Below are 22,118 nucleotides of genomic sequence, written 5' to 3' on the forward strand. Positions count from 1 at the left end.
GCGCTCAAAGCGTCACCGCCCTCAAAGCGTCACGGCGCTCAAAGCGTCGAGAACGTCAAGAGACTCACCGACGTGCCCCGGCTGAGATCTCAAACGGCAGGCGTCCGGCCGGCGTCGGCGGGCAGCTCCAGCGCCAGCACGATCTTGCCTCGGGTGTGCCGCTCGCCCAGCTCGGTGTACGCCTCGCGCACGCCCTCGAGCGGATACACGGCCGCGACCGGCATCACTACCCGGCCCCAGGCGAGCTCCTCGGCCAGGAACCCGAGCACCTCCGCGTCGCTGGCCGCGAGGCTGGCCTCGGTCTTCGCGCCGACGCGCGCGGCGGCGGCGTAGTCGATCACGGTGTTGATGCGGGACGGGTCCACGCCCAGGGACGCGGCCAGGTCGACGTACCCGTTCCCGTACGTGTCGATGAACGCGTCGATGCCGGACGGAACCACCTTGCGCAACCGCTCCTCGAGATCGTCGCCGTAGGCGACCGGGATGACGCCGACCGAGCGCAGCCACGCCGCGTTGCCCTCGCTCGCGATGCCGATCACCGTGGCGCCGGCGTTGCGGGCGAGCTGCACGGTGAGCGAGCCGACCCCGCCCGCCGCCCCGCTGACCACCACGGTCTCGCCCGCCGCCGGCCGCACGGCACGGACCGACGCGTACGCGGTGACCCCGGCGACGAAAAGGCCCCCGGCTCGGATCCAGTCCAGCGCCAGGGGCTTGCGGGTCAGGTGGTCGGCCGGGACCACAACGTGCTCGGCATGTGACGACCGCCAGTCGGACCAGCCGAGCACCTCGTCGCCGACCGCGAACCCGGTCACCGACGCGCCGACCTCGATGACCCGGCCCGCGAAGTCGGTGCCCTCGCCGGACGGGAACGTCGCCGGCCATCGCTCGTGCAGGGCGCCCGTCCGGATCGCGATCTCGCCGGGGTTGATGCCGGCCGCGACCACCTCGACGAGGACCTGATCGGCCGCCGGCTCGGGCTGAGGGACGTCCTCGATGCGCAGGACGTCGACGTCACCGTACTGATCGAAACGAACCGCTCGTGTCATGTGATCAGGTGTACCCGCCGGCCCGCGCCGGGGCGGCATCTCCTCCGTCACACCTTGAGCAGCCCGGCCACCTCGGCCGCGATCTCCTCCGGCTCGCGCCCGTCGGTCGTGATCGTGTGGGTGGCCACCGAGGCGTACAGCGGGCGGCGCTGGTCGAGCAGGTACTTGAGGGTCGCCCGCGGGTTGATCGCCAGCAGCGGGCGACCCCCGCCGAGCCCGACCCGCTTCACCGCGTCGGACAGCTCGACGGACAGATAGACCACCGTCTGGTCGAGCAACGAGGAGCGGGTGCGGTCATTCAAGATCGCGCCGCCGCCGAGCGCCAATATCCCACTAAATCCGGACAAGGCGCGCGCGATCGCGTCGACCTCCAGCGCGCGGAACGCATCCTCCCCGTCATCGAAGAAGATCTCGGGAATCGGCTTACCGGCCTGCGCCTCGATCAACGCGTCCGAATCGGCGAACGGCACGTCCAGCAGTGAAGCGACCCGGGAGCCGATCGTGGTCTTGCCGGCACCCGGAGCGCCCACGAACACGGCGACCGGCGCCATCAGCGGATCACCAGCGAGTCGAGGTAGCCGGCCAGGTTGCGGCGGATCTCGGCGACCGAGTCGCCGCCGAACTTCTCGGTCGCGGCCTCGGCCAGCACCAGCGCGACCATGGCCTCGGCGACGACCGCGCCGGCCGGGACCGCGCACACGTCGGAGCGCTGGTTGATCGCGGTGGCCGGCTCGCCGGTGGTCACGTCGATGGTCTGCAGCGCCCGGTTGAGCGACGAGATCGGCTTGAGCGCGGCCCGCACCCGCAGCGGCTCGCCGTTGGTGATGCCGCCCTCGAGCCCGCCGGCCCGGTCGGTCACCCGGCGCACGCCGGCCTCGGTCGGGATGATCTCGTCGTGGGCGACCGAGCCGCGGGAGCGGGCCTGCGTGAAGCCGTCCCCGATCTCGACGCCCTTCACCGACTGGATCGACATCAGGGCGGCGGCCAGGCGACCGTCGAGCTTGCGGTCCCACTGCACATGAGACCCCAGACCAGGGGGTACGCCGTAAGCCAGCACCTCGACGATGCCACCCAGCGTGTCGGCGTCCTTCTTCGCCGCGTCGACCTCGGCGACCATGCGGGCGCTCGCCTCGGGGTCGAGGCAGCGCAGCGGGTCGGCGTCGATGCGGTCGGCGTCCTCGGGGGTCGGGATGAGGCCGGACTTGGCCGCCACCGAGCCGAGCTCGATCACGTGCGAGACGATCTCGATGCCGAGAGCCTGCTTGACCAGCGCCTTCGCCACCACGCCGACGGCGACCCGGGCCGCGGTCTCCCGAGCGCTGGCGCGCTCGAGGATCGGGCGGGCGTCGGTGTGCCCGTACTTCTGCATGCCGGCCAGGTCGGCGTGGCCGGGCCGGGGCCGGGTCAGCGGCGCGTTGCGGGCCTGCGACGCCAGCTCGGCCGGGTCGACCGGGTCGGCGGCCATCACCGTCTGCCACTTGGGCCACTCGGAGTTGCCGACCCGGATCGCGACCGGGCTGCCCAGCGTCACGCCGTGCCGGAGGCCGCCGATGATCTCGACCACGTCCTGCTCGAAGGACATGCGGGCGCCGCGGCCGTAGCCGAGACGGCGGCGCGCGAGGTCGCGCCCGATCTCCTCGCTCGTCACTGCCACCCCGGCGGGAACGCCCTCGAGCATCGCGACGAGCGCCGGGCCGTGGGATTCACCTGCGGTCAGCCAGCGCAACACGGAGAAAGTGTTGCACGCGCGCCGGGCCGGACGCCGCGCGCCTGGCGGCGTCCCGACAACCGGAACGCCGGCGGAACGTTAGCGGCGGCTCGCCGCCTCGAACAGGGCCGCCCGCATCGCCGCCTCGGGCGCCGGCCGTACTCCGGTGAACTGCTCGAACTGGCTCAATGCCTGGCCGAGAAGCAGGTCGAGCCCGGAGACGACGGGCACCCCGGCGGCCGCCGCCGAGGCCGCGAGCGGCGTCGGCCACGGGTCGTAGATCGCGTCGAACAGCACGGTCCCAGGCCGCCAGGACACGGCGGCGGCCAGGTGGTCGGCGGCGCCCTTGGGGACGGTGGAGATCACGGCGTCGGCGGCGAACCGGGACGGAGCGGCAGTCCAGGAGGCGCCGACCAACGACAGGCCGAGCACCGAGGCGGCCGGGAGCAACTCTTCGTACGCCTCCGGGCGGCGGGTCACCACGGTCACCTCGGTGGCGCCGAGCTCGGCCGCCGCGCCGAGGGCCGCCCGGCCGGTGCCGCCGCCGCCGAGGACGGTCACCGACGGGGACGCGCCGAGACCGGCGTCGCGCAGGACGCGGACCATGCCCGCGACGTCGGTGTTGTCCGCGTGCCAGGCGCCGCCTTCACCCCGTACGAGCGTGTTGGCCGCACCCGTCGCCCGCGCGACCGAGGTCGCCGTCGCCGCGAGACGAAGCGCCTCCTCCTTGAGCGGCATCGTCAGCGAGAGTCCCGCCCAGGAGGCGTCGAGGCCGTCGATCAGCGCCGCCAGCTCGGCCTCGGCGCACTCGATCGCGACGTAGCTCCAGCCGGTCAGCCCGGCCGCCGCGAAACCCGCGTTGTGGATCACCGGGGAGAGCGAATGCGCGATCGGCTTGCCGAGCACGGCGGCCCGGCGTGAAGGTCTGCCGGCAGAGTTCATTGATAGTCCGGAGCGCGGTGCTCAATGAGCCCGTGTTCCCTTCCCCCTTTCAATCCGTAGGCGCGGTTTCCCACATACGGCTTACCGATGATCTTCTTGCCGTGGGGTTACGCCGTCCTTGGATACCGGAGGTGCCACCTAAACGGTAGAAACCCCATTCATTGAACCAGACTCTGTCCACTGCCTGGCCCGCCCGGCTCGCAGGTTGGGACCACGCTTCTTGATCATTAAGCGACACAGATGCCACACTACGTAATCGTCGGCCGGGCGGAACTTCTCGGCGGCGTTCCCGGTCCGGAAGTAGTTGTAGCAACCACGCAGGATCGGATTGAGATGGTCGCTCGCGGCGCGGATATCTCCCACCCCCACGTGGTCGCGCCCGGTGCGGGCCCTGACTTTCCCCCGGAGCCGCTTCATCGCCCGGTGCGACGGCCACTGCTCCAGGGAGGTAACGCAAGAGGCGCTTCTGCTCCCACAGAGCCCGGACCGCTCGATCAACCCGTCATGGTCAATCTCGGTGAATAACTCTCGAAAATCGGACTCGACCACGAACCCCCCAGCCCTCGATGAACCCCACGCGTAGTCGTTCCATCGCCTGCGTGCCGGCTGGGCCCGTACGATACCGACAGAGAGTCGGCCTTGGAGATCGGTTCCAACACCAACTTGGTCGCCTACTGAGCCAGCCGGTCACGAAGCACCCGCCGCCGCGCTTCGCACGGGACCTCACTCCTGTGAACACGGACATACAGAGCGTTGAAGCGCCGCTTCTTCGGTTACTTGGCCACGGCCAATGGCTTGCGTTGAAGTTCTTGCACCTTCCAACCGGCGGCAACTCCCGGCACCGATCGAGATCGTGCCTCTCGGTGCGTTCTGTTGCACGCCGATTGAAAGGCACTACGACCTCCTCGGATCCCGCCACGCTGCGGACGACTTCGCCATCGGCTTATACACCTGGCCTCTGCCCGACGCAGACCGCGCGGACGGGTCTCTCCTGTTTCAGCCCAGACCATGCGCAGGTGCCACCCTCCACACCCCGGAGAGACCCACCACGCTGACCCCTGAAAGGGCCGGCAGCCAAGGCCTCCGCCGTGAGATGACCGGTTCGCTACCCAACGCTCCGTTACATACCGGACGGGACTTCCACCCGCAAGCCTGGACTAGCCTTCAGGACGCAACACCGACACACCGTAACCGGTCATCGCACGATACGCGGAAACCTGCTTCAGCTGGCTTCTTGTGCTAGTACCAAGTCCATTTGCTGTTGGCGCTGGCATTGCAGTCATATTGAATAAGCGGCGTACCGTTCGCAGTACTCGCGCCCTTGACGGTCAGGCAACGACCGCTATTTCGATTCTTCAGTTGATACCAATCACGCACAATCCCAGCGTCATCCTCTGCCCGGACATAAAAGATTGTCTTCCACTCAGCATTGGCATCCCTGTTACAGGGGTATTGGATGATCGCCGCGTTCTGTGCTGTCGATGCACCCGCCACATTCAGACACTTCTTGGTCTGCTCGTTCCAAATCTCGTAATACCCGCTGCCGACGTCCCGGAAGTTCCAAAACTGATTATCCTGCACCGGGAATACGCACTCGTACTGGATCATTCCGACATTGCCGGAGAGCCCGCCAGGTACAGTGATGCACTTTTGGGAATTGAAATTGACGATGAAGTCGTGAAGTTCGGCAGCATTTGCCGCCGGCGAGAAAACAAATAAGGACGCGCTAAATGCGGCGAGTACGGTAGCGACTCGGCCAAGCCGCTTCAACAGCATCAAAAGGGCCTCCGTGGGGTGTCGCAGCCCCGATCGAGCCGCAAGTCACCGAAGCCTACACTGATGGTCACTAAGCTCGATACCCTGTGGCGTAAATCTTCTGGAATAAACCTCTTCAGGCGCATCGGTCTCCATGGCGGGTCACTGAGCCATTCCGCGCAACGGTTCGGGCGCTGCCCGCGAACCCGATGGTCAAAGATCAGCGACAAGGATGCGCGACCGGCTTGCCGAGTAAAGCGGTGCGACGTGGCGTGTCGACAGAATGGGGTCAGCTACGCCGCACCGGGCTCAGCCGCAGAGCGGAACTCCGTTCTGGCATGCCTTGGTGATGTTCCGCTGATGCTGGGCGTAGTCCTCTGTGAATACCGAGTGACCTTGCTTGTCGATGGCCACGAAGTAGAGCCAGCCCGCGGCGGGCGGTGTCATGGCGCCCTCGAGCGCGGCCTTGCCGGGGCTGTCGATTGGGCCGAGCGGCAACCCGCGCTTGCTCTTGGTGTTGTAAGGGTTCTTCGGATCGTCGATCTCGGCGGCGGTCAGCTTGCCGGAGTGCTTGGCGGCCTTGCCGTTAAGCTCGAGCCAGTAGTTGGCCGTCACGTCGAACTCGAGCGGCATGTTCGCCTTGTAGGCTCGGTTGTACGCCACCCGAGCGACCTTCGGCAGGTCCTCGGGAACGCCCGCCTCCGCTTGCGCCAGTGAGGCCGTGATCAGCGCCTCGTACGGCGACACGGACAGGTTTTTCTGCACATTGTCGACGAAGCCCATGTCAGTGGTCACCGACATGAACCGCTGCACCATCGTCTCGAGGATCTGCTGCGCAGTCAGCTTCGGGTCGAACTCGTACGTGTCCGGGAAGAGGAAGCCCTCGATGCTCTTGGTAGCCGCCGGCTTCTTGTCGCGGCGGTTGTACCAGAAATCCTGAATGCCGAGCGCCTTCGGCTCCTTCGCGGCTTCCTGGAAGTCCGCGATCGGTATCTTCGTCGCCTTGGACAGCGTCGCATAGATCTGCAGCGCGGTCTGGCCCTCCTTGATCGTGACGCCGGAGGTGATGCGGGCCTTGGGGTCGAGCAGCGCCGTCACGGCGTTCTTCGCCGACATCTGCTTGCGCAGATTGTACGTGCCGGACTGGATGTTCTTGCCCTTGGGGTTGGCGTCGGCCGCGTTCACGAACGCCTTGGTGCTCTTCACTACGTCCGAATCGACCAGGGTGTTGCCGATCTCGGTAAGCGTGGAGTTTTTCTCGATCGTCACCTGAACGGGTGTCGTGCCGGGCCCGTCGTAGTCGGCGGCGACGAAGAATCCTTTCACCTTGTTGTAGCCGAAGAACACGCCGCCGCCCAGGACCGCCAATAGGATAAACGCCATCAAGAAGGCGATCCCAGACTTACCCGAGCCCTTCTTGCCGCCGCGGGTGCCCCGCCGGTGGCGTGGCCTTCCGCGTTCGGCGTGCTCGTCGAACGCCAGGTCCAGCTCGTCGATCATCTCTGCCTCCGCTGCGCGTCCAGCCAGCTCTGCAGGATCTCCACCGCGGCCGCCTGGTCGACGACCGCCCGCTGCCGCTTGCCCCGGACGCCACGCTCGGCGAGCCGTCGAGTTGCGACCACGGTTGACATCCTCTCGTCCGCCAGGTCGACCGGTACCGTGCCGACCGCCTCCGCCAGTCGCCCAGCGTACGCACGAATGTCGATGGCGGCAGGGCCCTCGGCGCCGTTGAGGCGCACGGGAAGCCCCACCACGATCCCGACCGCCTCGTGTTCCCCCACGAGACGAACGAGCTCGGCTATGTCGCCAGGCACGGCATCGGGTGCCGCACCCATGTCACGGGGCACCGTGACCAGGGGGGTGGCCAGGATCCCGTCAGGGTCGCTGACGGCGACCCCGACGCGCACCTTACCGACATCGACGCCCAGCCGCCTACCCCGCGACAGCGCGCTCATGCGGCCACCCTCCCCCTCGCTCCTGCCCTTAATCGGAACTTAAGGCAGAGCCAAGACCGCCTTCTCCACCGCCGCGAGCAACGCCGGCACCTGCTCCGCCGGGAGTCCGCCACCCTGCGCGAGGTCGGCGTTGCCGCCACCCCGGCCGGAGAGCGCACCCTTGACCAGATCGGCCGCCGACAGCCCGCGCGACTTGGCCGCGGCGTTGATCGCCACGATCAGCGAGGCCTTGCCGTTCGACCGGGCGGCGACCGCGACGACCGCGGGCCGGGCGGAATCGATCTTGCCGCGGATCTCCTGGGCCAGCGTACGCACGTCGTTGCCGGCCGCACCCTCGGGTGCCTCGGTGCCGACGTACGCCACACCGCGCAGGTCACGGGCCTGGCCGGCGAGCGCGGCCGCACCGCCGAGCACCATCTGCGCCCGCAGCTTCTCCAGCTCCTTCTCGGCGTCGCGCAGCGCCGTGACGGTCTGCTCGACCCGGTCGGCGACCTGGTCGCCCGGCACCCGGAACAGCTCGGCCAGGCGGCTGACCAGCAGGTGCTCCTTGGCCAGGAAGCCGAAGGCGTCGATGCCGACCAGCGCCTCGACCCGGCGCACGCCGGAGCCGATCGAGGACTCGTTGAGGATCTTCACGAGGCCCAGCTGGCCGGAGCGGGTGACGTGCGTGCCGCCGCAGAGCTCACGCGCGTAGTCGCCGACTTCAACCACACGGACCTCGTCCCCGTACTTCTCCCCGAAGAGCGCCATCGCGCCGAGCCGGCGCGCTTCCTCCTGGGAGGTGATGAACGCGTGCACCTCGAGGTCACGGAGCAGGACCTCGTTCACCTGCTGCTCGACGTCGTTGAGCACCACGGGCGAGACGGCCCCGGGGGTGTTGAAGTCGAACCGCAGGCGGCCCGGCGCGTTGAGCGAGCCCGCCTGGGTCGCCGACTCGCCGAGGAAGTGCCGCATGGTCTGGTGGATCAGGTGGGTCGCGGTGTGCGAGCGCGAGATCGCCTTCCGCCGGGTCACGTCGATCTCGGCGTAGCCGGTCTCGCCGGTGCGCACCTCGCCCCGGATGACCCGGGCCTTGTGCACGATCAGGCCGGGGATCGGCTGCTGGACGTCGACGACCTCGAGCTGGCCGCCGCCGACGTTGATCACGCCGCTGTCGGCCTGCTGGCCGCCGCCCTCGGCGTAGAACGGGGTCGCGTCGAGCACCAGCTCGACGAAGTCGCCCTCGCCCGCGACCGTTTTGGCGCCGCCGTCGCCGATCAGGGCGCGCACCCGCGACTCGCGGGTGACCTCCTGGTAGCCGGTGAACTCGACCGGGCCGCCGGCGTCGAGCGCCGCCCGGTAGGCCGAGAGGTCGGCGTGGCCGGTCTTGCGCGCGGCGGCGTCCGCCTTCGCGCGGGCCCGCTGGTCGGCCATCAGCCGCCGGAAGCCCTCCTGGTCGACCTCCAGGCCCTGTTCCTGCGCGATCTCCAGGGTCAGGTCGATCGGGAAGCCGTACGTGTCGTGGAGCTGGAAGGCCTGCGCGCCGGACAAATCCGACTTTCCGGATTTCTTGGCATCGGCGATCGCGGTGTCCAGGATCGTCGTGCCCGCCCGCAGCGTGGAGAGGAACGAGTCCTCCTCCGCGTACGCGTACTCGGAGATGCGGCCGAACTCCTCGGCCAGCTCCGGGTACGACGGGGCCATGCAGTCCCGGGCCACCGGCAGCAGCTCGGGCAGGGCCGGCGCCTGCCAGCCGAGCAGGCGGATCGCCCGGATCGCGCGGCGCATGATCCGCCGGAGCACGTAGCCACGGCCCTCGTTGCTCGGGGTGACGCCGTCGCCGATCAGCATCAGCGCGGTCCGGACGTGGTCGGCGATCACCCGCAGGCGTACGTCGTCGGGGTGTGACTCGCCGGCGACGTGACCCGAGTGCGCGCCGTACTTCTTGCCGGTCATCTCGGCGGCGCGGGTCAGGATCGGGCGGACCTCGTCGATCTCGTACAGGTTGTCGACGCCCTGCAGGATCGAGGCGATGCGCTCGAGGCCCATGCCGGTGTCGATGTTCTTGTTCGGCAGCTCCTGCACGATCGTGAACTCGGACTTCGACTTCACGTCCGTGATCTCGTACTGCATGAAGACCAGGTTCCAGACCTCCATGTAGCGGTCCTCGTCGACCGCGGGACCGCCCTCACGCCCGTACTCGGGGCCGCGGTCGTAGAAGATCTCGGAGCACGGGCCGGCCGGGCCCGGGATGCCCATCGACCAGTAGTTGTCCTTCTTGTCGCGGCGCACGATCCGCGCCTCGGGCACGCCGATCGCCTTCCAGAACCCGAAGGCCTCGTCGTCGTCGAGGTAGACGGTCGGCCAGATCCGCTCCGGGTCGAGGCCGTAGCCGCCCTGGTCCACCGGCTTGGTGACCAGGTCCCAGGCGAGCTTGATCGCGCCTTCCTTGAAGTAGTCGCCGAACGAGAAGTTTCCGTTCATCTGGAAGAACGTGCCGTGCCGGGACGTCTTGCCGACCTCGTCGATGTCGGGCGTCCGGATGCACTTCTGCACGCTGACCGCGCGCGGGAACGGCGGGGTGCGCTGCCCCAGGAAGTACGGGACGAACTGCACCATGCCGGCGTTGATGAACAGCAGGTTCGGGTCGTCGATGGCCGGCAGCGGGGCGCTCGGCACGACGGTGTGCCCGTTAGCCTCGAAATGCGCCAGGTAGCGCCGCTTGATCTCCGCCGTCTTCATCGGTTCCCCTCCTGGCCGTCCTGGCCGTCGTCATACAGCTCACCCTCGGCGAACGCCTGCTGGATCTGCTGCTCCCGCTCGGTCATGCCGTCGCGGACGTCATCCACGAAGCTACGCATCGACTCGACCAGGCCGCCAGCGGATCGGGACAGCGAGGTGGCGATGCCGGACGGGGTGAACTCGTTCGCCTTCTGCGTCATCTTGCGAACGACAAGGGCGCCGACGGCCAGGCCGACGCCCAGCCAAAGCAGGCGCTTCATGATTTCCCCTTTATCAGCTGATTCAGCGACGGGCCTTGCGGCGCTGCTTGATGGTGGCCCGGACCTCGCGGTCCTCGTCGGCGTTACGCCGGTTGTTCACGGCCTTGCGCAGGCCGTACCCGAACGAGGCCACCTTGACCAGCGGGTTGGCCGCGGCGGCCGCCACGACGGTGGACAGGTTGGCCACGTTGGCGGAGACGTGGGCGGCGTGCTCGGTGATCGTGTCGACCTTGGCCAGCTGGATGTTCACACCGTCCAAAGAGACCTGGACCTGACCGAGAGTGGCGTTCACGTTCTCCACGGTCGTGTTCACATTGCTCAGCAGCGGCCCGGTCCGCACGGTCAGGTCGTCGATCGCGCGGGTGGCGGCGTCGACCGTGCGGCCGAGCTTCAGGATCGGCACGGCGAGCACGATGACGAGCATCAGGAAGGCGCCCGCCGCGATCAGTCCTGCGATTTCTCCGGCGTCCATCAGGCGCTTCTCCTCTACGGGTGGCAGGTCAACGTGCAGACCCTACCGTCCGTGACATCCGGCCGCCTCACGACGCCGCGGGTGTCGGCTCCAAGAGGGGATCGTTCGACAATCCGGGGTCCGGCGTCTCGCCGAGCTGCGGCTTGTCCTGCCGCTCCGGCTTGCCCCGGGTGTCGGTGATCGCGTTCTGCACCTTGATGCTGACGGTCGACCCCACGCACTTCTTGGTGGAGGGTGTAGCCGCCGTGGACGGCAGCGCGGCCGGGTCCTGCGCGGCCACCTGGTCGACCGCGCACTCCGGCAGGCGTACCCACAGATCCAGAGTGAACTCGTCGCGCTTCCAGCAGCTGTAGGTGCCCTGATCGGCCGCGACCGGCACCTCCGGGCACTCACCCACCTTCCAGCTGGTCCACCCCGCACTCTGCAGAGCGCTCGTGTACGCCGCGGTGGTCTCCTTGAACGACTTGGCCGACTGGGCCTCGCGCTCCCGGAACCGGCAGTCCAGGAAGCACCACCGGCTCCCGCTGCCGTTGTCCTCCACCTGCTGCGACGCCCACGAGGGCACGTCGAGCGAGTCGAGCGAGCTGAACACCGGATCCTTGCTGGCCGACCGCAGCCCGAACAGCGCCGGCAGCACCACCAGCACCACCACCGCCAGCGAGAGCAGCGTCACCACCCGAAGCTGCCGCCGGTTGCGCATCTTGTTGCGCAGTTCCTCCGAGGCGCCCCGAATTCCCCCACTGCTCTCGACCACACCGCCGGCTTCGGCGGGCGAGCTGCCGGGTCGCTCTTCCCCCGGCGGCCGTACGCCCGGAGCACCGCCCCGAAGCCCACCGGGAGCAGACGCCTTGGCGGCCGCTCCCCCGCGCGCCGCCCCCACCGAGGCCGCACCGACCGAGGCCGCACCGACCGAGCCCGCACCCACCGAAGCCGCGCCAACCGAAGCCGCGCCAACCGAGGCCGCGCCGACCGAGGCCGCGCCCACCGAGGCCCCACCCACCGAAGCCGGGCCGACCGAGGCCGCCGCCGAGCCCACGGACGCGGCCCCAACCGAGGCGGCACCCACCGAAGCCGAACCGACCGAGGCCGCGCCCACCGAAGCCGCACCCACCGAAGCCGCACCGACCGAGGCCGCCCCCGCCACCGGACCACCCATCGGCGCCGAGCCGACCGACGCCGAGCCAACCGGCGCCGCACCGGTCGTCGCCGAGCCCACCGAGGCCGAGCCCACCGGCCCGGAGCCGCCCGGCCCACCGTTGCGCCCGCCGGGCCGACGCCCGTCAGTCCCCGGCCCGATCGGCGGAGGCCCGGCCTGAGCCGCACCGACCCGCCCCGGAAGAGGCTGGCCATGATGCCCACCCGAGACCGGCCGCCCCGGAAGCGCCTGGCTGTCCTGCGGGTCACGCATCCCACGCTGCCCACCAGAGACCGGCCGCCCCGGCAGCGCCTGGCTGTCCTGCACCGAGTCGGGACCGGGCCGCACCGCGCCGGACCCTCGCCCACCAGGCCCGGGTCGCCGGCCATCCGGCCCCACGGCCCCCGAGCGCACGCCATCCGGCCCGACAGGCCCCGAGCGCATGCCATCCGGTCCCACGGCCCCCGAGCGCACACCGTTCGGACCTATCGGGCCCGAGCGCATGCCGTCCACGCCGATCGGCCCCGAGGGCATCTCGTCAACGCCCGGCGGCACGCCAGGACCGTTGCGAGGCCCACGCCCACGGTTGATCGGCCCCGAAGTCTCCCCAGGCCGTTGCGCCGCCCCACCGGCCATGGCACCGGCCCGTCCCGGCACGGCCGGCGGCCGAGCGCCTTGCCGCCCCGGCACTACCGGAGGCACGACCTTCGCCGCCGCCCGCGCGGTCCCGCCGCCCGCCGGCCGGCGAGCACCGGTAACACCCGGACCACCGGCAGGACCGACAGGCCCAGTCCCACCCGGACCACCGGGCCCGCCTACGCCTGCTGGGCCGCCAACGCCGGCCGCGCCGCTTACGCCAGCCGCGCCGCCAATGCCGGCCGCGCCGCCAATGCCAGCCGCGCCGCCGACGCCGGGCGCGCCTTGCGCCGGCACGCCGCGGCCACCACGACCGCGCGGCCCGGTGGCGGGCGTCCCCGAAAGATCCTGCGAACGACGACGCCCGCCGGACTCGATCGCGCCGTGGCGTCCGGTGCTCTCCTCATCGGCCGGCGCACCGTGGCGGCCGGTGGGCTCGCCACCATGCCGTCCCGTCGGCTCGTCACCCGGATAGCCCGGCCCGCCGCCCGGGAAGCTCGGTCCCGAGCCGCCACCACCAAACCGACCCCCAGCAGGCGGCCCACCGGCCGGCGACACCGGCCCACCGCCGTAGCGCCCGCCCGAAGGTGGGCCACTGGCCGGAGAGACCGAGCCACCGCCGTAGCGCCCGCCCGCGGGCGGCCCACTAGCCGGGGAAACCGAGCCACCGCCGTAGCGCCCGCCCGCGGGCGGCCCACCAGCCGGCGATACTGGCCCACTCGCGCCGTGGCGGCCGGTCGCGGGCGGGCCACCGGCAGGTGACGAAGGTTGCGCCGCACTGCCGTGGCGACCGGTTGGAGCCGGGCCCGCGGCCGGCGAGCCGGGCATGGGCCCGCTGCCGTGCCTACCGGCCGGAGGCGGCCCGCCGGCCGGTGAGCCGGGCATGGGTGCGCTGCCGTGGCGACCGGTCGGGGGCGGTCCGCCGGCCGGAGACGCGGGCCGGGCGGCGCCGCCGCTGGACGGGCCGTCGGTGCGGAAGCGGTCGCGGGGGCCGGCCGACGACGTGGGCCGGGACGCCGGGGACACCGGGCGCGAAGCGGGCGAGACCGGGCGCGGCGTCGGCACCTCGGGTGCGTTGCCCGAGAGCGGCACGGCCGGGATCGGTCCGGACGTCGACGGATCGAGCTGGCCGGCGTCGCCGTAGCGGGCGGGTGCGGGCGGCGCGGCGTAGGCGGCCTGGTCGTTGCGGCCTCGGACCTGGCCCGGAACCTGCGGCGGCCCGGTGGGAGCGGCGCGACGGGCGCCCTCGGGCGCGGAGACCGGTGCGGGACCGATCGGGCCCCGGCCCTGCTGCCCGGACGGCGCTTGACGGGGTGCGGGGGCGGCGCGACCGGCGCGGGCGGCCGGTGAGCTCACCGGTCCGGAGTTGGCCTGGTCGACCCAGGCGGCCGCGGGATGTGCGCCGCTGGGCTCCTGCCAACCAGGAGCCGCGCCGCGAGACGGATCGGCACCGCGGGGGGCCTCGGGGCGGCCAGGAGTGCTCCCACGAGGTGCCACCGGCCTACCGGGCGCGGGCGAGCCGCCGGGCACCGGTGCGCCGCCGGGCGTGGGTGAGGCGCCGGGCGCGGGTGACGCGCCGGGCGCCTGCGGGCGGCCGGGCGCGGGTGAGCCGGCGGGAGCCGGCGGGCGGCCGGGCGGAGGTGAGCCAGCGGGGGCCGGCGGGCGGCCGGGCGGAGGTGAACCGGCGGGGGCCGACGGGCGGCCGGGACCGGCGCCACGTGCGGGAGAGATCGGAGAGACCGGAGAGACAGGGGCGGGGGCGCCGGTCGCGGGGAAGGAACCGCTGGAGGACTGCCAGCCGGGAGCGCCGCTGCCGAAGGGGCGGTCGTCCTCCTCGGGGTGGTCGTCGGGGCCGGGCGCCAGGCGGCCGGACTTGCTCGGACGAGTCTCGCCGGCCAGGGTGCCGGGACCGATCGCGCCGCGCTCCTGCTTGGCCGTGCGCAGGTCGTCGAGCCAGCCGGTCTCCTCGCGCGGGACCTCCACGGGCTCCGCCGGCTCCGGACGGCCACGACCGAACCGCCGGCCCTTGCGGGCGGCGGTATCGTTGCGCAGGTCGGCCTCGTCGTCGGGCCGTTCGGCACCGCGCGATTTCACGGCTGTTCCTTTCCGGCGGCTTCGCCGCTGTCGTCGGTCGTCCGGGCCAGGATCTCAGCGGTCCCGGCCGGGGGCTCGGCGCTCCCGGCCGAGGGCTCGGTGCTAACCGAAGAGCGTGACGCATCGGGGCCAGATCCACCACCCGCCGCGCGGTCGGCCGTCTCCGCCGAAGCGGCCGCGGAAGGAGCCGGAGCAGCCGCGGAAGGAGGCGGAGCGGCCGCGGCGGAAGCGGGAGCGGCCTCGGCGGGCGGGACGGTGGACGCGGCGGCGGGGCGGGCCGGAGCGGGCAACCCGCGGACGATCCGGCGCAGGCGCGGAACACGCTCGCTGACTGCGCGTTCGGACCCGTGGTCGGTCGGCCGGTAGTACTCCGCGGCGGTCAGATCGTCGGGGATGTACTGCTGCGTCACGACGCCGCGGGGGTCGTCGTGGGGATACCGGTAACCGCGACCGTGACCTAGGCCACGTGCCCCGGGATAATGCGCGTCTCGCAGGTGCGCCGGCACTGCCCCGCCCCGTCCCGCCCGTACGTCTGCCATCGCGGAACCCAACGCCGTGGTGACGCTGTTGGACTTGGGTGCCGTCGCCATGTGCACCACCGCTTGGGCCAGGTTGAGCTGGCACTCGGGCAGGCCGATCAGCTGTACGGCCTGGGCCGCCGCCGTCGCCACGACCAGCGCCTGCGGGTCGGCCATCCCCACGTCCTCGCTCGCGAAGATCACGATGCGCCGGGCGATGAACCGCGGGTCCTCCCCGGCCACCAGCATCCGGGCCAGCCAGTGCAGCGCCGCGTCGGGGTCGCTGCCGCGCATGCTCTTGATGAACGCGCTGGTCACGTCGTAGTGCGCGTCGCCGTCCCGGTCGTAGCGCACGGCCGCCACGTCGACGGCCTTCTCCGCCGTGGCGAGGTCGATCTCGGATGCACCCTGTGCGGCGGCGGACGACGCGGCGGCCTCGAGAGCGGTCAGCGCCTTGCGCACGTCGCCGGACGCCAGGCGTACGAGATGGTCCTCGGCCTCGGCGGAGAGCGTGACCTGACCGCCCAGCCCGCGCTCGTCGGTGACCGCGCGGCGCACCAGCCGGCGCACGTCCTCGTCGCCGAGCGCCTGGAGGGTGAGCAGCACGCAGCGCGACAGCAGGGGCGAGATGATCGAGAAGTACGGGTTCTCCGTCGTCGCCGCCAGCAGCGTGACGGTCCGGTCCTCGACCGCCGCGAGCAACGAGTCCTGCTGGGTCTTGCTGAAGCGGTGGACCTCGTCGATGAACAGGACGGTCGGCGGTCCGCCGCGCTGCCGCTCGCGCCGGGCCGTGTCGATGACCGCGCGCACGTCCTTGACGCCGGCCGTGAGCGCCGACATGGCGACGAACTTGCGGTTGGTGGCGGCCGCGACGAGGTGCGCGATGGTGGTTTTGCCGGTGCCGGGCGGGCCCCACAGGATCACCGACATCGGGCTCGACCCGGTCACCAGCTGGCGCAGCGGGCTGCCCGGCGCGAGCAGGTGCTCCTGGCCGACCAGCTCGTCGAGGCCGGCGGGCCGCATGCGGACGGGCAGCGGCGAGTCGGCGGAGGGTGCCGCGAAGCCGGTGGCCGGCGATGCCACCTGCGTCCCGTTCGGCTGGCTCAACGAGAAAAGCCCGTCCGTCTCCATCGCCACCGACAGTACCGGCCCGGCCCGCGTTGCCCGAAATGTCACAACGCGGGACGGGCCGGCTACGGAGTGGGATCAGCCACGTCCCGGACGGCGGCCGTAGAAGCGGCGGCCGGAGCCCGAGCCGGCCCGCGGGCCGCTGCCGACGCCGGCCAGGTACAGCGCGAGCAGCAGCAGGCCGATCAGCGTCAGGGTCTGGAAGTTGAGCAGGTCGTGCGCGCCCAGGTCGGTGTTGAAGAGGTCGAGGAGCAGGGCGATGCCGAAAACGACGGCCGCGGCAATGGCGAGCATGGATAGCCTCCGGGGGTTGAGAGCCTTCTGACGTGCAGATACCCAGGTGGGGGTCGCCGTCAAACTCCACCGTGGAGCTACCCGAGCGCATTCACCGCCTTCGCGATGACCAGGGCCGCGGTGGCGAGCGCGATCGCCGACTCGAGCGCCATGCCGCTCTTGGCCCCGCGGGTCATCGGCAGGGTGTCGGTCGGGCTGAACGCGGTGGCGTTGGTGAACGCCACGTACAGATAATCGAGGAACCGCGGCTCCCACTCCTTGCGCGCCATGTCCGGCGAGGTCATCGGCGGGAACAGGAAGTCCGGGTACGGGTCGATGCCATGCGCCCGCGCGACCGGGCCACCGCGGTCCAGCTCCCAGAACCAGACCGCGAAGGTGAGCACGTTCATCAGGTAGATCGCGGCCCCGGTGCCGAGCAGCTGGGCGGCGCTGCCGGTGTCGTACCCGGTCACGATGTCCCGGATCAGCATCGCCACCGACCAGGCGGTGCCGAGGCTGGCCACCGTGATCAGGCCGAGCGCGATCATGCGCAGCGTCGAGGTGTCCCGCCTCAGCTTGCCCGGGTCGGCGGCGTGCAGCACGACCGCAAGCACCCCCTCGACCAGCGGGAACAGCCAGCGCGGGCCGAGGGTGAGCCGGTCCGGCAGGAACCACTGCAGCGCGATGATCGCGATCATGGCGATGCCGACCGGCCAGCGGCGCTCACCCTCGGTGTGGCGCCGCCAGGCCGGTAGCGGTTCGGGCTCGGTCAAGCCGTCAGTTCGAGTGCTCGACGGGAACGGCCTGGCCGTCGGTGCCGGGCTTGGTGGTGGTCGCCTTCGGCTTGGCGTCGATGCCCGCCTCGAGCCGCTGCTGGGCCGTGATCGGCGTCGGCGCGGTGGTCAGCGGGTCGTAGCCGCCCCGGGTCTTGGGGAACGCGATGACCTCGCGGATCGAGTCGTTGCCGGAGAGCAGCATGCAGGTGCGGTCCCAGCCGAGCGCGATGCCGGCGTGCGGCGGCGGGCCGTACTTGAACGCTTCGAGCAGGAAGCCGAACTTGTCCTGGGCCTCCTCCGGCGTGATGCCGAGCAGGTCGAAGACCCGGCTCTGCACGTCGGCGCGGTGGATACGGACGCTGCCTCCGCCGATCTCGTTGCCGTTCACCACGATGTCGTACGCGTACGCCAGCGCCTGGTCGGGCGCCTCCTCGAAGCGGTCGATCCACTCGTCGTTGGGCGAGGTGAACGGGTGGTGGACCGCGGTCCAGCCGCCCTCGTCGGTCTTCTCGAACATCGGCGCGTCGACGACCCAGCAGAACGCCCAGGCCGACTCGTCGACCAGCTTGGCCCGCTTGGCGATCTCGATGCGGGCCGCGCCGAGCAGCTCCTGCGCCTCGCGACGCTCGTTGGCGGCGGCGAAGAAGATCGCGTCGCCGGGCTTGGCGCCGACCGCGTCGGCCAACCCCGACAAATGCGCTTCGGACAGATTTTTCGCCACAGGTCCGCGAGCTTCGCCGGTTTCGGCGTCGAGCACGACATAGGCGAGGCCGCGGGCGCCGCGAGCCTTGGCCCAGTCCTGCCAGCCGTCCAGCTCCTTGCGCGTCTGCGAAGCGCCGCCGGGCATCACGACCGCGCCGACGTAGCCACCGGCCGCGATCGCGCCCGCGAAAACGCGGAACTCGGTGCCCTCGAGGTAGGAGGTCAGCTCGACGAGCTCGACGCCGTACCGCAGATCCGGCTTGTCCGACCCGTACCGGTTCATCGCGTCGGTCCAGGTGATCCGCGGAATCGGCAGCGGCACCTGGTAGTCGGCCAGCTCGCTCCACAGCCGGGCGACGATCTCCTCGCCGAGCTCGATGATGTCGTCCTGGGTCACGAACGACATCTCGATGTCGAGCTGGGTGAACTCGGGCTGACGGTCGGCCCGGAAGTCCTCGTCCCGGTAGCAGCGGGCGATCTGGTAGTACCGCTCCATGCCGGCCACCATCAGCAGCTGCTTGAACAGCTGCGGCGACTGCGGCAGCGCGTACCAGGTGCCGGGCTGCAGCCGCACCGGCACCAGGAAGTCGCGCGCGCCCTCGGGGGTCGACCGGGTCAGCGTCGGCGTCTCGATCTCGTTGAAGTCGCGGGCGTGCAGCACCTCGCGGGCGATCTGGTTGGCCCGGCTGCGCAGGCGCAGGGCCGCGGCCGGACCCGAGCGGCGCAGGTCGAGGTAGCGGTACTTGAGGCGCAGGTCGTCGGCGGCGGAGACCGCGTCGTCGACCGGCAGCGGCAGCGGCGCGGCCTCGGAGAGCACGGTCAGCTCGCTCGCCACGACCTCGATCGCGCCGGTGGCGAGGTCGGGGTTCTCGTTGCCCTCGGGACGGGGGCTGACCTGACCCACGACCTTGACGCAGAACTCGTTGCGCAGGGCGTGCGCGTCCTCTTCGCGGAAGACCACCTGCACCACCCCGGACGCGTCCCGGAGATCGACGAAGATGACCCCGCCGTGGTCGCGCCGGCGGGCCACCCACCCGGCGAGCGTCACCGTCGTGCCGGCGTCGCTCGCGCGGAGGCTGCCGGCGTCATGGGTACGGATCACGGGAACTCGACTCCTCACCGATGGCTCTCAGGACGAGGCCATTCTGTCAGGAGTCACCCGGTCACCTTCCACGAGGTGGCGCGCATGCCGGCGGTGCCGGTGGTGCCGACGTCGGTGATCTCCACCAGCGAGATCGACGCCGGGACCGCCGCGGTCAGCACGCACAACACCGCGCCCTTGCGCACCTCGACGCTGCCGCCGGGCCCGATCGGGCTGGTCCGGATGGCCCGCTGGCAGCCGTCCGCGTCGAGGTCGGCGTCCTTCACCTGGGCGCCGGCCGCCGCTCCGGGACCGAGCGTCAGCCGGGGCACCTCCTGCCCGCAGCGGCTGTCGTAGCGCAGGTCACTCACCCTCTCGTCAGCGTTGGCGCGAGGCTCGTCGAGGTCGAGGAAGAGAACGGCGGCGCACCCCACCTGCACGCGCAAGGGCTCCTGGGCGTACGTCACATCGAAGCCGGTTCGCGAGGCGGGCGCACCGGTCGTGCCCGCCGGCCCGTTCACGGCGACGAGCTTGGCCACGGTCAGGGCGCGCCACGCCGCCAGCACGGCCACCGACGAGGTGAGCAGCGCGAAGACGGCCACCATCAGGGCCAGGCCGGCGAGCCGGTCGCGTACCCGGGAACGGCGGTCCTCGAGCGGCTCGGTGGGACCGTCGGCGGGATCCTCGCGGGGGCGGTTCAGCGGGTACGGATGGCGGGGCCCCACGTTGCCCGGGCCGGCCTTCGCGGGATTGTTCCGGGAGTTGACGTTGCTGGCGGCTCGGAAAACGGACATATGCGGACGGTAGACAGTGGAATCATTCGATCCCATCCCCCGCCGAGGCGACTCACCTCCGTGGGCGACACCGCCGTAGAATCGGTCGATGGCGTCCGAATCCCGCACGCTCGACGTCCTGGACCGCCACATCCTCCACGCGCTCCAGGTCGCCCCGCGTGCGCCCTTCGCCCGCATCGCCACCGTGCTCGACGTGTCGGAGCAGACGGTCGCCCGCCGGTTCCAGCGGATGCGGGGCGCCGGGGTGGTCCGGGTCCTGGCCCGCCCCGAGCCGATCCAGCGCGCCGGCGCCTCGTACTGGACCCTGCGCATCGGCTGCCGCCCCGGCGCCGCCGGACCGCTGGCCGACGCCCTGGCCCGCCGCGAGGACACGTCCTGGATCAGCATCGGGGCCGGCGGCGCCGAGATCACCTGCCAGGCCGAGGTGGTCTCCGGGCAGCCCACCGGCCTGCTGCACCACCTGCAGCGGGCGTCGAGCGTGCTGACCTTCCGGGCGCACCAGATGATGCACCGCTTCCCCGGGCGGGGCGAGGTCGACTGGGTCGCTCCCGAGCACGACCTGTCTCCCGGCCAGCGCGACTACCTGGTCGAGGGCGCGTCGGTGCCGGCGACCATCCGCCCGGTGACGCACCCGACGTCGGAGGCGTCCCTGACCGCCGGGGACATGCCGCTGCTCGACGAGCTGGGCCGTGACGGCCGGGCGAGCTGGGCGACGCTGGCCACGGCGACCGGCTGGAGCCAGCGGCAGGTCGCGCACCGGGTCAACGAGCTCACCGCGGCCGGCGCGATCTACTTCCACCTGGACGTGGCCAACGCGGCGGCCGGCCTGCACACGGTCGCGAACCTGTGGTTCACCGTCGCGCCCGCCCACCTGGCCGCGGCCGGGGCCCGGCTGGCCGACCACCCGGAGGTCGCCTTCGTGGCCGCGATGACGGGCCGCACGAACGTGATGGCGTCCGCCCTCTTCGCCGACGCCGAGGGGATGTACCGCTACCTCACCACGAAGGTGGCGGCGATCGAGGGCATCCAGGACGTCGAGATCGTGCCCCAGCTGACCCGCCTCAAGCAGTCCAACTCGCTGATGCGCGACGGCCGGGTCGGGGAGCCGCCGCGGTGAGTCAGGGGCGCGGCCTCCGGGCGTACGCCTCGATCTCGATCTTCATCCGCGGGTCGGCGAGGCCGCACACCATCATCGTGGCCGCCGGGCGGACATCGCCGAACGCCGCCCGCAGCACCGGCCAGCAGGGCTCGAAGTCCGCGCGGTCGGGCAGCAGATAGCGCACCCGGACGACGTCCTCCAGGCCGCAGCCGGCCTCGGCCAGCGCCGCCCCGATGGTGCGCAGGCACTGACGCGCCTGCTCGACCACGTCACCGGAGATGGTCATCGTCGCGTAGTCGAAGCCGGTCGTCCCGGACACGTGCACGTGGTCGCCGTCGACCACCGCCCGCGCGTACCCGATCTGCTCCTCGAAGGTCGAACCGCTGAGGATCACCCGTCGTTCACTCACCGGCCGAACGGTACGCGCTCCTTTGTGGACGCCGTCTGCAAGGCTAGCCTGCATAGACGATCTTCGAAAGGATTCCGCCTTGCTCCGCAAACGTCTCCTGCACGCCGTCATCGCCCTGGTCACGGTGACCGCCGGGGTTGTCGCCGGGCAGTCGCCGGCCTCGGCCACCGTCACCTTCGGCCCCTACATGTACGAGGGCGAACAGTCGCACAAGTGCATCGACGTGCCGCACGCCAACCCGGCCAACAACGTCGTCGTGACCATCTACACCTGCCAGTACCCGCAGGTGTCGAACCAGCAGTGGTGGGAACGGGAGAGCGAGCCGGGCTACTTCCACATCTTCACCCTCTACGGGGCGGTCGAGAAGTGCCTCGCGGTGCAGAACGCCTCCACCGCCGACAACGCCGCGATCCTCCAGTTCGACTGCAACAGCGGCGACAACGAGGAGTGGTACGTCAACCACCGCTCCGGCCAGACGGCCTACTACTACGAGATCAAGAACCACAAGAGCGGCAAGTGCCTGACGGTGAAGAACAACGGCACCGCCAACGGTTCGACGCTGCTGCAGTTCACCTGCAACGGCGGCAAGAACCAGTCGTGGTTCTGGTGACCGG

Annotated in this window: 22 protein-coding genes; 4 read left to right on the top strand and 18 right to left on the bottom strand. The window is 71.1% G+C overall.

What is annotated here, in order from left to right; genetic code table 11:
* Positions 1-89 precede the first annotated feature (89 nt).
* From ACQP2F_RS34525 to ACQP2F_RS34580, 12 genes are all read right to left on the bottom strand, one after another.
* Positions 90-1,046 carry an NADP-dependent oxidoreductase gene (locus tag ACQP2F_RS34525; protein ID WP_433294970.1) on the bottom strand — a complete coding sequence of 319 codons (957 nt, stop codon included), beginning with the start codon at positions 1,044-1,046 and terminating at the stop codon, positions 90-92.
* A gap of 47 nt (positions 1,047-1,093) precedes the next feature.
* Positions 1,094-1,597, bottom strand: a complete 504-nt coding sequence (locus ACQP2F_RS34530; protein WP_433294972.1) for a shikimate kinase — start codon at positions 1,595-1,597, stop codon at positions 1,094-1,096.
* A complete protein-coding gene (gene aroC / locus ACQP2F_RS34535) occupies positions 1,597-2,775 on the bottom strand; it encodes a chorismate synthase (RefSeq protein WP_433294974.1) in 1,179 nt (392 codons plus the stop codon). The genes ACQP2F_RS34530 and aroC overlap by 1 nt, the downstream gene beginning before the upstream one ends.
* 78 nt (positions 2,776-2,853) lie before the next feature.
* Entirely contained in the window at positions 2,854-3,696 is an 843-nt protein-coding gene (locus ACQP2F_RS34540; protein WP_433294976.1) for a shikimate dehydrogenase, read from the bottom strand.
* 138 nt (positions 3,697-3,834) lie between these two features.
* Positions 3,835-4,113: a group II intron maturase-specific domain-containing protein gene (locus ACQP2F_RS34545; RefSeq protein WP_433307705.1), complete on the bottom strand. Its 279-nt coding sequence runs from the start codon at positions 4,111-4,113 to the stop codon at positions 3,835-3,837.
* 822 nt (positions 4,114-4,935) lie between these two features.
* On the bottom strand, positions 4,936-5,472 hold the full coding sequence (locus tag ACQP2F_RS34550; protein WP_433294978.1) for an RICIN domain-containing protein: 537 nt from the start codon (positions 5,470-5,472) through the stop codon (positions 4,936-4,938).
* A 288-nt stretch (positions 5,473-5,760) separates the two neighbouring features.
* Positions 5,761-6,951 (bottom strand): endolytic transglycosylase MltG, encoded by a 1,191-nt coding sequence (mltG, locus tag ACQP2F_RS34555; protein WP_433294980.1) that lies wholly within the window; start codon positions 6,949-6,951, stop codon positions 5,761-5,763.
* Positions 6,948-7,406, bottom strand: a complete 459-nt coding sequence (gene ruvX / locus ACQP2F_RS34560; protein WP_433294982.1) for a Holliday junction resolvase RuvX — start codon at positions 7,404-7,406, stop codon at positions 6,948-6,950. Before ruvX ends, mltG begins: the two co-directional genes overlap by 4 nt.
* Before the next feature lie 39 nt (positions 7,407-7,445).
* Positions 7,446-10,127, bottom strand: a complete 2,682-nt coding sequence (gene alaS, locus ACQP2F_RS34565; protein WP_433294984.1) for an alanine--tRNA ligase — start codon at positions 10,125-10,127, stop codon at positions 7,446-7,448.
* Entirely contained in the window at positions 10,124-10,387 is a 264-nt protein-coding gene (locus ACQP2F_RS34570) for a hypothetical protein (protein WP_433294986.1), read from the bottom strand. The genes alaS and ACQP2F_RS34570 overlap by 4 nt, the downstream gene beginning before the upstream one ends.
* 22 nt (positions 10,388-10,409) lie before the next feature.
* On the bottom strand, positions 10,410-10,859 hold the full coding sequence (locus ACQP2F_RS34575) for a DUF948 domain-containing protein (protein ID WP_433294988.1): 450 nt from the start codon (positions 10,857-10,859) through the stop codon (positions 10,410-10,412).
* A gap of 67 nt (positions 10,860-10,926) precedes the next feature.
* Positions 10,927-11,613 carry a hypothetical protein gene (locus ACQP2F_RS34580; RefSeq protein ID WP_433294990.1) on the bottom strand — a complete coding sequence of 229 codons (687 nt, stop codon included), beginning with the start codon at positions 11,611-11,613 and terminating at the stop codon, positions 10,927-10,929.
* 94 nt (positions 11,614-11,707) lie between these two features.
* On the opposite strand from ACQP2F_RS34580, the gene ACQP2F_RS34585 reads away from it, so the two are divergent.
* Positions 11,708-12,175 (top strand): hypothetical protein, encoded by a 468-nt coding sequence (locus tag ACQP2F_RS34585; protein ID WP_433294992.1) that lies wholly within the window; start codon positions 11,708-11,710, stop codon positions 12,173-12,175.
* Positions 12,176-13,456: 1,281 nt separating this feature from the next.
* Positions 13,457-13,774, top strand: a complete 318-nt coding sequence (locus tag ACQP2F_RS34590) for a hypothetical protein (protein WP_433294994.1) — start codon at positions 13,457-13,459, stop codon at positions 13,772-13,774.
* Between the two features lie 946 nt (positions 13,775-14,720).
* Here ACQP2F_RS34590 and ACQP2F_RS34595 read toward each other — a convergent pair.
* From ACQP2F_RS34595 to ACQP2F_RS34615, 5 genes are all read right to left on the bottom strand, one after another.
* Positions 14,721-16,373 carry a replication-associated recombination protein A gene (locus ACQP2F_RS34595; RefSeq protein WP_433294996.1) on the bottom strand — a complete coding sequence of 551 codons (1,653 nt, stop codon included), beginning with the start codon at positions 16,371-16,373 and terminating at the stop codon, positions 14,721-14,723.
* A gap of 75 nt (positions 16,374-16,448) precedes the next feature.
* Positions 16,449-16,664 (bottom strand): hypothetical protein, encoded by a 216-nt coding sequence (locus tag ACQP2F_RS34600; protein WP_433294998.1) that lies wholly within the window; start codon positions 16,662-16,664, stop codon positions 16,449-16,451.
* A gap of 77 nt (positions 16,665-16,741) precedes the next feature.
* The gene (locus tag ACQP2F_RS34605; protein WP_433295000.1) at positions 16,742-17,416 is read right to left on the bottom strand and encodes a hypothetical protein; all 675 of its coding nucleotides are present in this window, start codon (positions 17,414-17,416) and stop codon (positions 16,742-16,744) included.
* Positions 17,417-17,420: 4 nt separating this feature from the next.
* Positions 17,421-19,223 carry an aspartate--tRNA ligase gene (gene aspS / locus ACQP2F_RS34610; RefSeq protein ID WP_433295002.1) on the bottom strand — a complete coding sequence of 601 codons (1,803 nt, stop codon included), beginning with the start codon at positions 19,221-19,223 and terminating at the stop codon, positions 17,421-17,423.
* A gap of 53 nt (positions 19,224-19,276) precedes the next feature.
* A complete protein-coding gene (locus ACQP2F_RS34615; RefSeq protein ID WP_433295004.1) occupies positions 19,277-19,996 on the bottom strand; it encodes a hypothetical protein in 720 nt (239 codons plus the stop codon).
* Positions 19,997-20,084: 88 nt separating this feature from the next.
* Here ACQP2F_RS34615 and ACQP2F_RS34620 point away from each other — a divergent pair, with 88 nt between their 5' ends.
* Positions 20,085-21,113, top strand: coding sequence for an Lrp/AsnC family transcriptional regulator (locus ACQP2F_RS34620; protein WP_433295006.1), 1,029 nt, complete (start codon positions 20,085-20,087; stop codon positions 21,111-21,113).
* A 1-nt stretch (position 21,114) separates the two neighbouring features.
* Here the strand turns inward: ACQP2F_RS34620 and ACQP2F_RS34625 are convergent, their stop codons facing one another.
* Positions 21,115-21,504: a RidA family protein gene (locus ACQP2F_RS34625; protein ID WP_433295008.1), complete on the bottom strand. Its 390-nt coding sequence runs from the start codon at positions 21,502-21,504 to the stop codon at positions 21,115-21,117.
* A 79-nt stretch (positions 21,505-21,583) separates the two neighbouring features.
* Between ACQP2F_RS34625 and ACQP2F_RS34630 the strand changes: the two genes are divergently transcribed.
* Positions 21,584-22,114 (top strand): RICIN domain-containing protein, encoded by a 531-nt coding sequence (locus ACQP2F_RS34630; protein WP_433295010.1) that lies wholly within the window; start codon positions 21,584-21,586, stop codon positions 22,112-22,114.
* Positions 22,115-22,118: the final 4 nt, after the last annotated feature.

This window comes from Actinoplanes sp. CA-030573 (assembly GCF_050951115.1).
In the GTDB taxonomy this organism is placed as follows: domain Bacteria; phylum Actinomycetota; class Actinomycetes; order Mycobacteriales; family Micromonosporaceae; genus Actinoplanes.

What these genes read in the sequence shown, in the direction of transcription:
- ACQP2F_RS34525 (WP_433294970.1), bottom strand. Translation starts at nt 1,046, where the DNA reads ATGACACGAGCGGTTCGTTTCGATCAGTACGGTGACGTCGACGTCCTG.
- ACQP2F_RS34530 (WP_433294972.1), bottom strand. Translation starts at nt 1,597, where the DNA reads ATGGCGCCGGTCGCCGTGTTCGTGGGCGCTCCGGGTGCCGGCAAGACC.
- ACQP2F_RS34540 (WP_433294976.1), bottom strand. Translation starts at nt 3,696, where the DNA reads ATGAACTCTGCCGGCAGACCTTCACGCCGGGCCGCCGTGCTCGGCAAG.
- ACQP2F_RS34545 (WP_433307705.1), bottom strand. Translation starts at nt 4,113, where the DNA reads ATGAAGCGGCTCCGGGGGAAAGTCAGGGCCCGCACCGGGCGCGACCAC.
- ACQP2F_RS34550 (WP_433294978.1), bottom strand. Translation starts at nt 5,472, where the DNA reads ATGCTGTTGAAGCGGCTTGGCCGAGTCGCTACCGTACTCGCCGCATTT.
- mltG (WP_433294980.1), bottom strand. Translation starts at nt 6,951, where the DNA reads ATGATCGACGAGCTGGACCTGGCGTTCGACGAGCACGCCGAACGCGGA.
- ruvX (WP_433294982.1), bottom strand. Translation starts at nt 7,406, where the DNA reads ATGAGCGCGCTGTCGCGGGGTAGGCGGCTGGGCGTCGATGTCGGTAAG.
- alaS (WP_433294984.1), bottom strand. Translation starts at nt 10,127, where the DNA reads ATGAAGACGGCGGAGATCAAGCGGCGCTACCTGGCGCATTTCGAGGCT.
- ACQP2F_RS34570 (WP_433294986.1), bottom strand. Translation starts at nt 10,387, where the DNA reads ATGAAGCGCCTGCTTTGGCTGGGCGTCGGCCTGGCCGTCGGCGCCCTT.
- ACQP2F_RS34575 (WP_433294988.1), bottom strand. Translation starts at nt 10,859, where the DNA reads ATGGACGCCGGAGAAATCGCAGGACTGATCGCGGCGGGCGCCTTCCTG.
- ACQP2F_RS34590 (WP_433294994.1), top strand. Translation starts at nt 13,457, where the DNA reads ATGGGCCCGCTGCCGTGCCTACCGGCCGGAGGCGGCCCGCCGGCCGGT.
- ACQP2F_RS34595 (WP_433294996.1), bottom strand. Translation starts at nt 16,373, where the DNA reads ATGGAGACGGACGGGCTTTTCTCGTTGAGCCAGCCGAACGGGACGCAG.
- ACQP2F_RS34600 (WP_433294998.1), bottom strand. Translation starts at nt 16,664, where the DNA reads ATGCTCGCCATTGCCGCGGCCGTCGTTTTCGGCATCGCCCTGCTCCTC.
- ACQP2F_RS34615 (WP_433295004.1), bottom strand. Translation starts at nt 19,996, where the DNA reads ATGTCCGTTTTCCGAGCCGCCAGCAACGTCAACTCCCGGAACAATCCC.
- ACQP2F_RS34620 (WP_433295006.1), top strand. Translation starts at nt 20,085, where the DNA reads ATGGCGTCCGAATCCCGCACGCTCGACGTCCTGGACCGCCACATCCTC.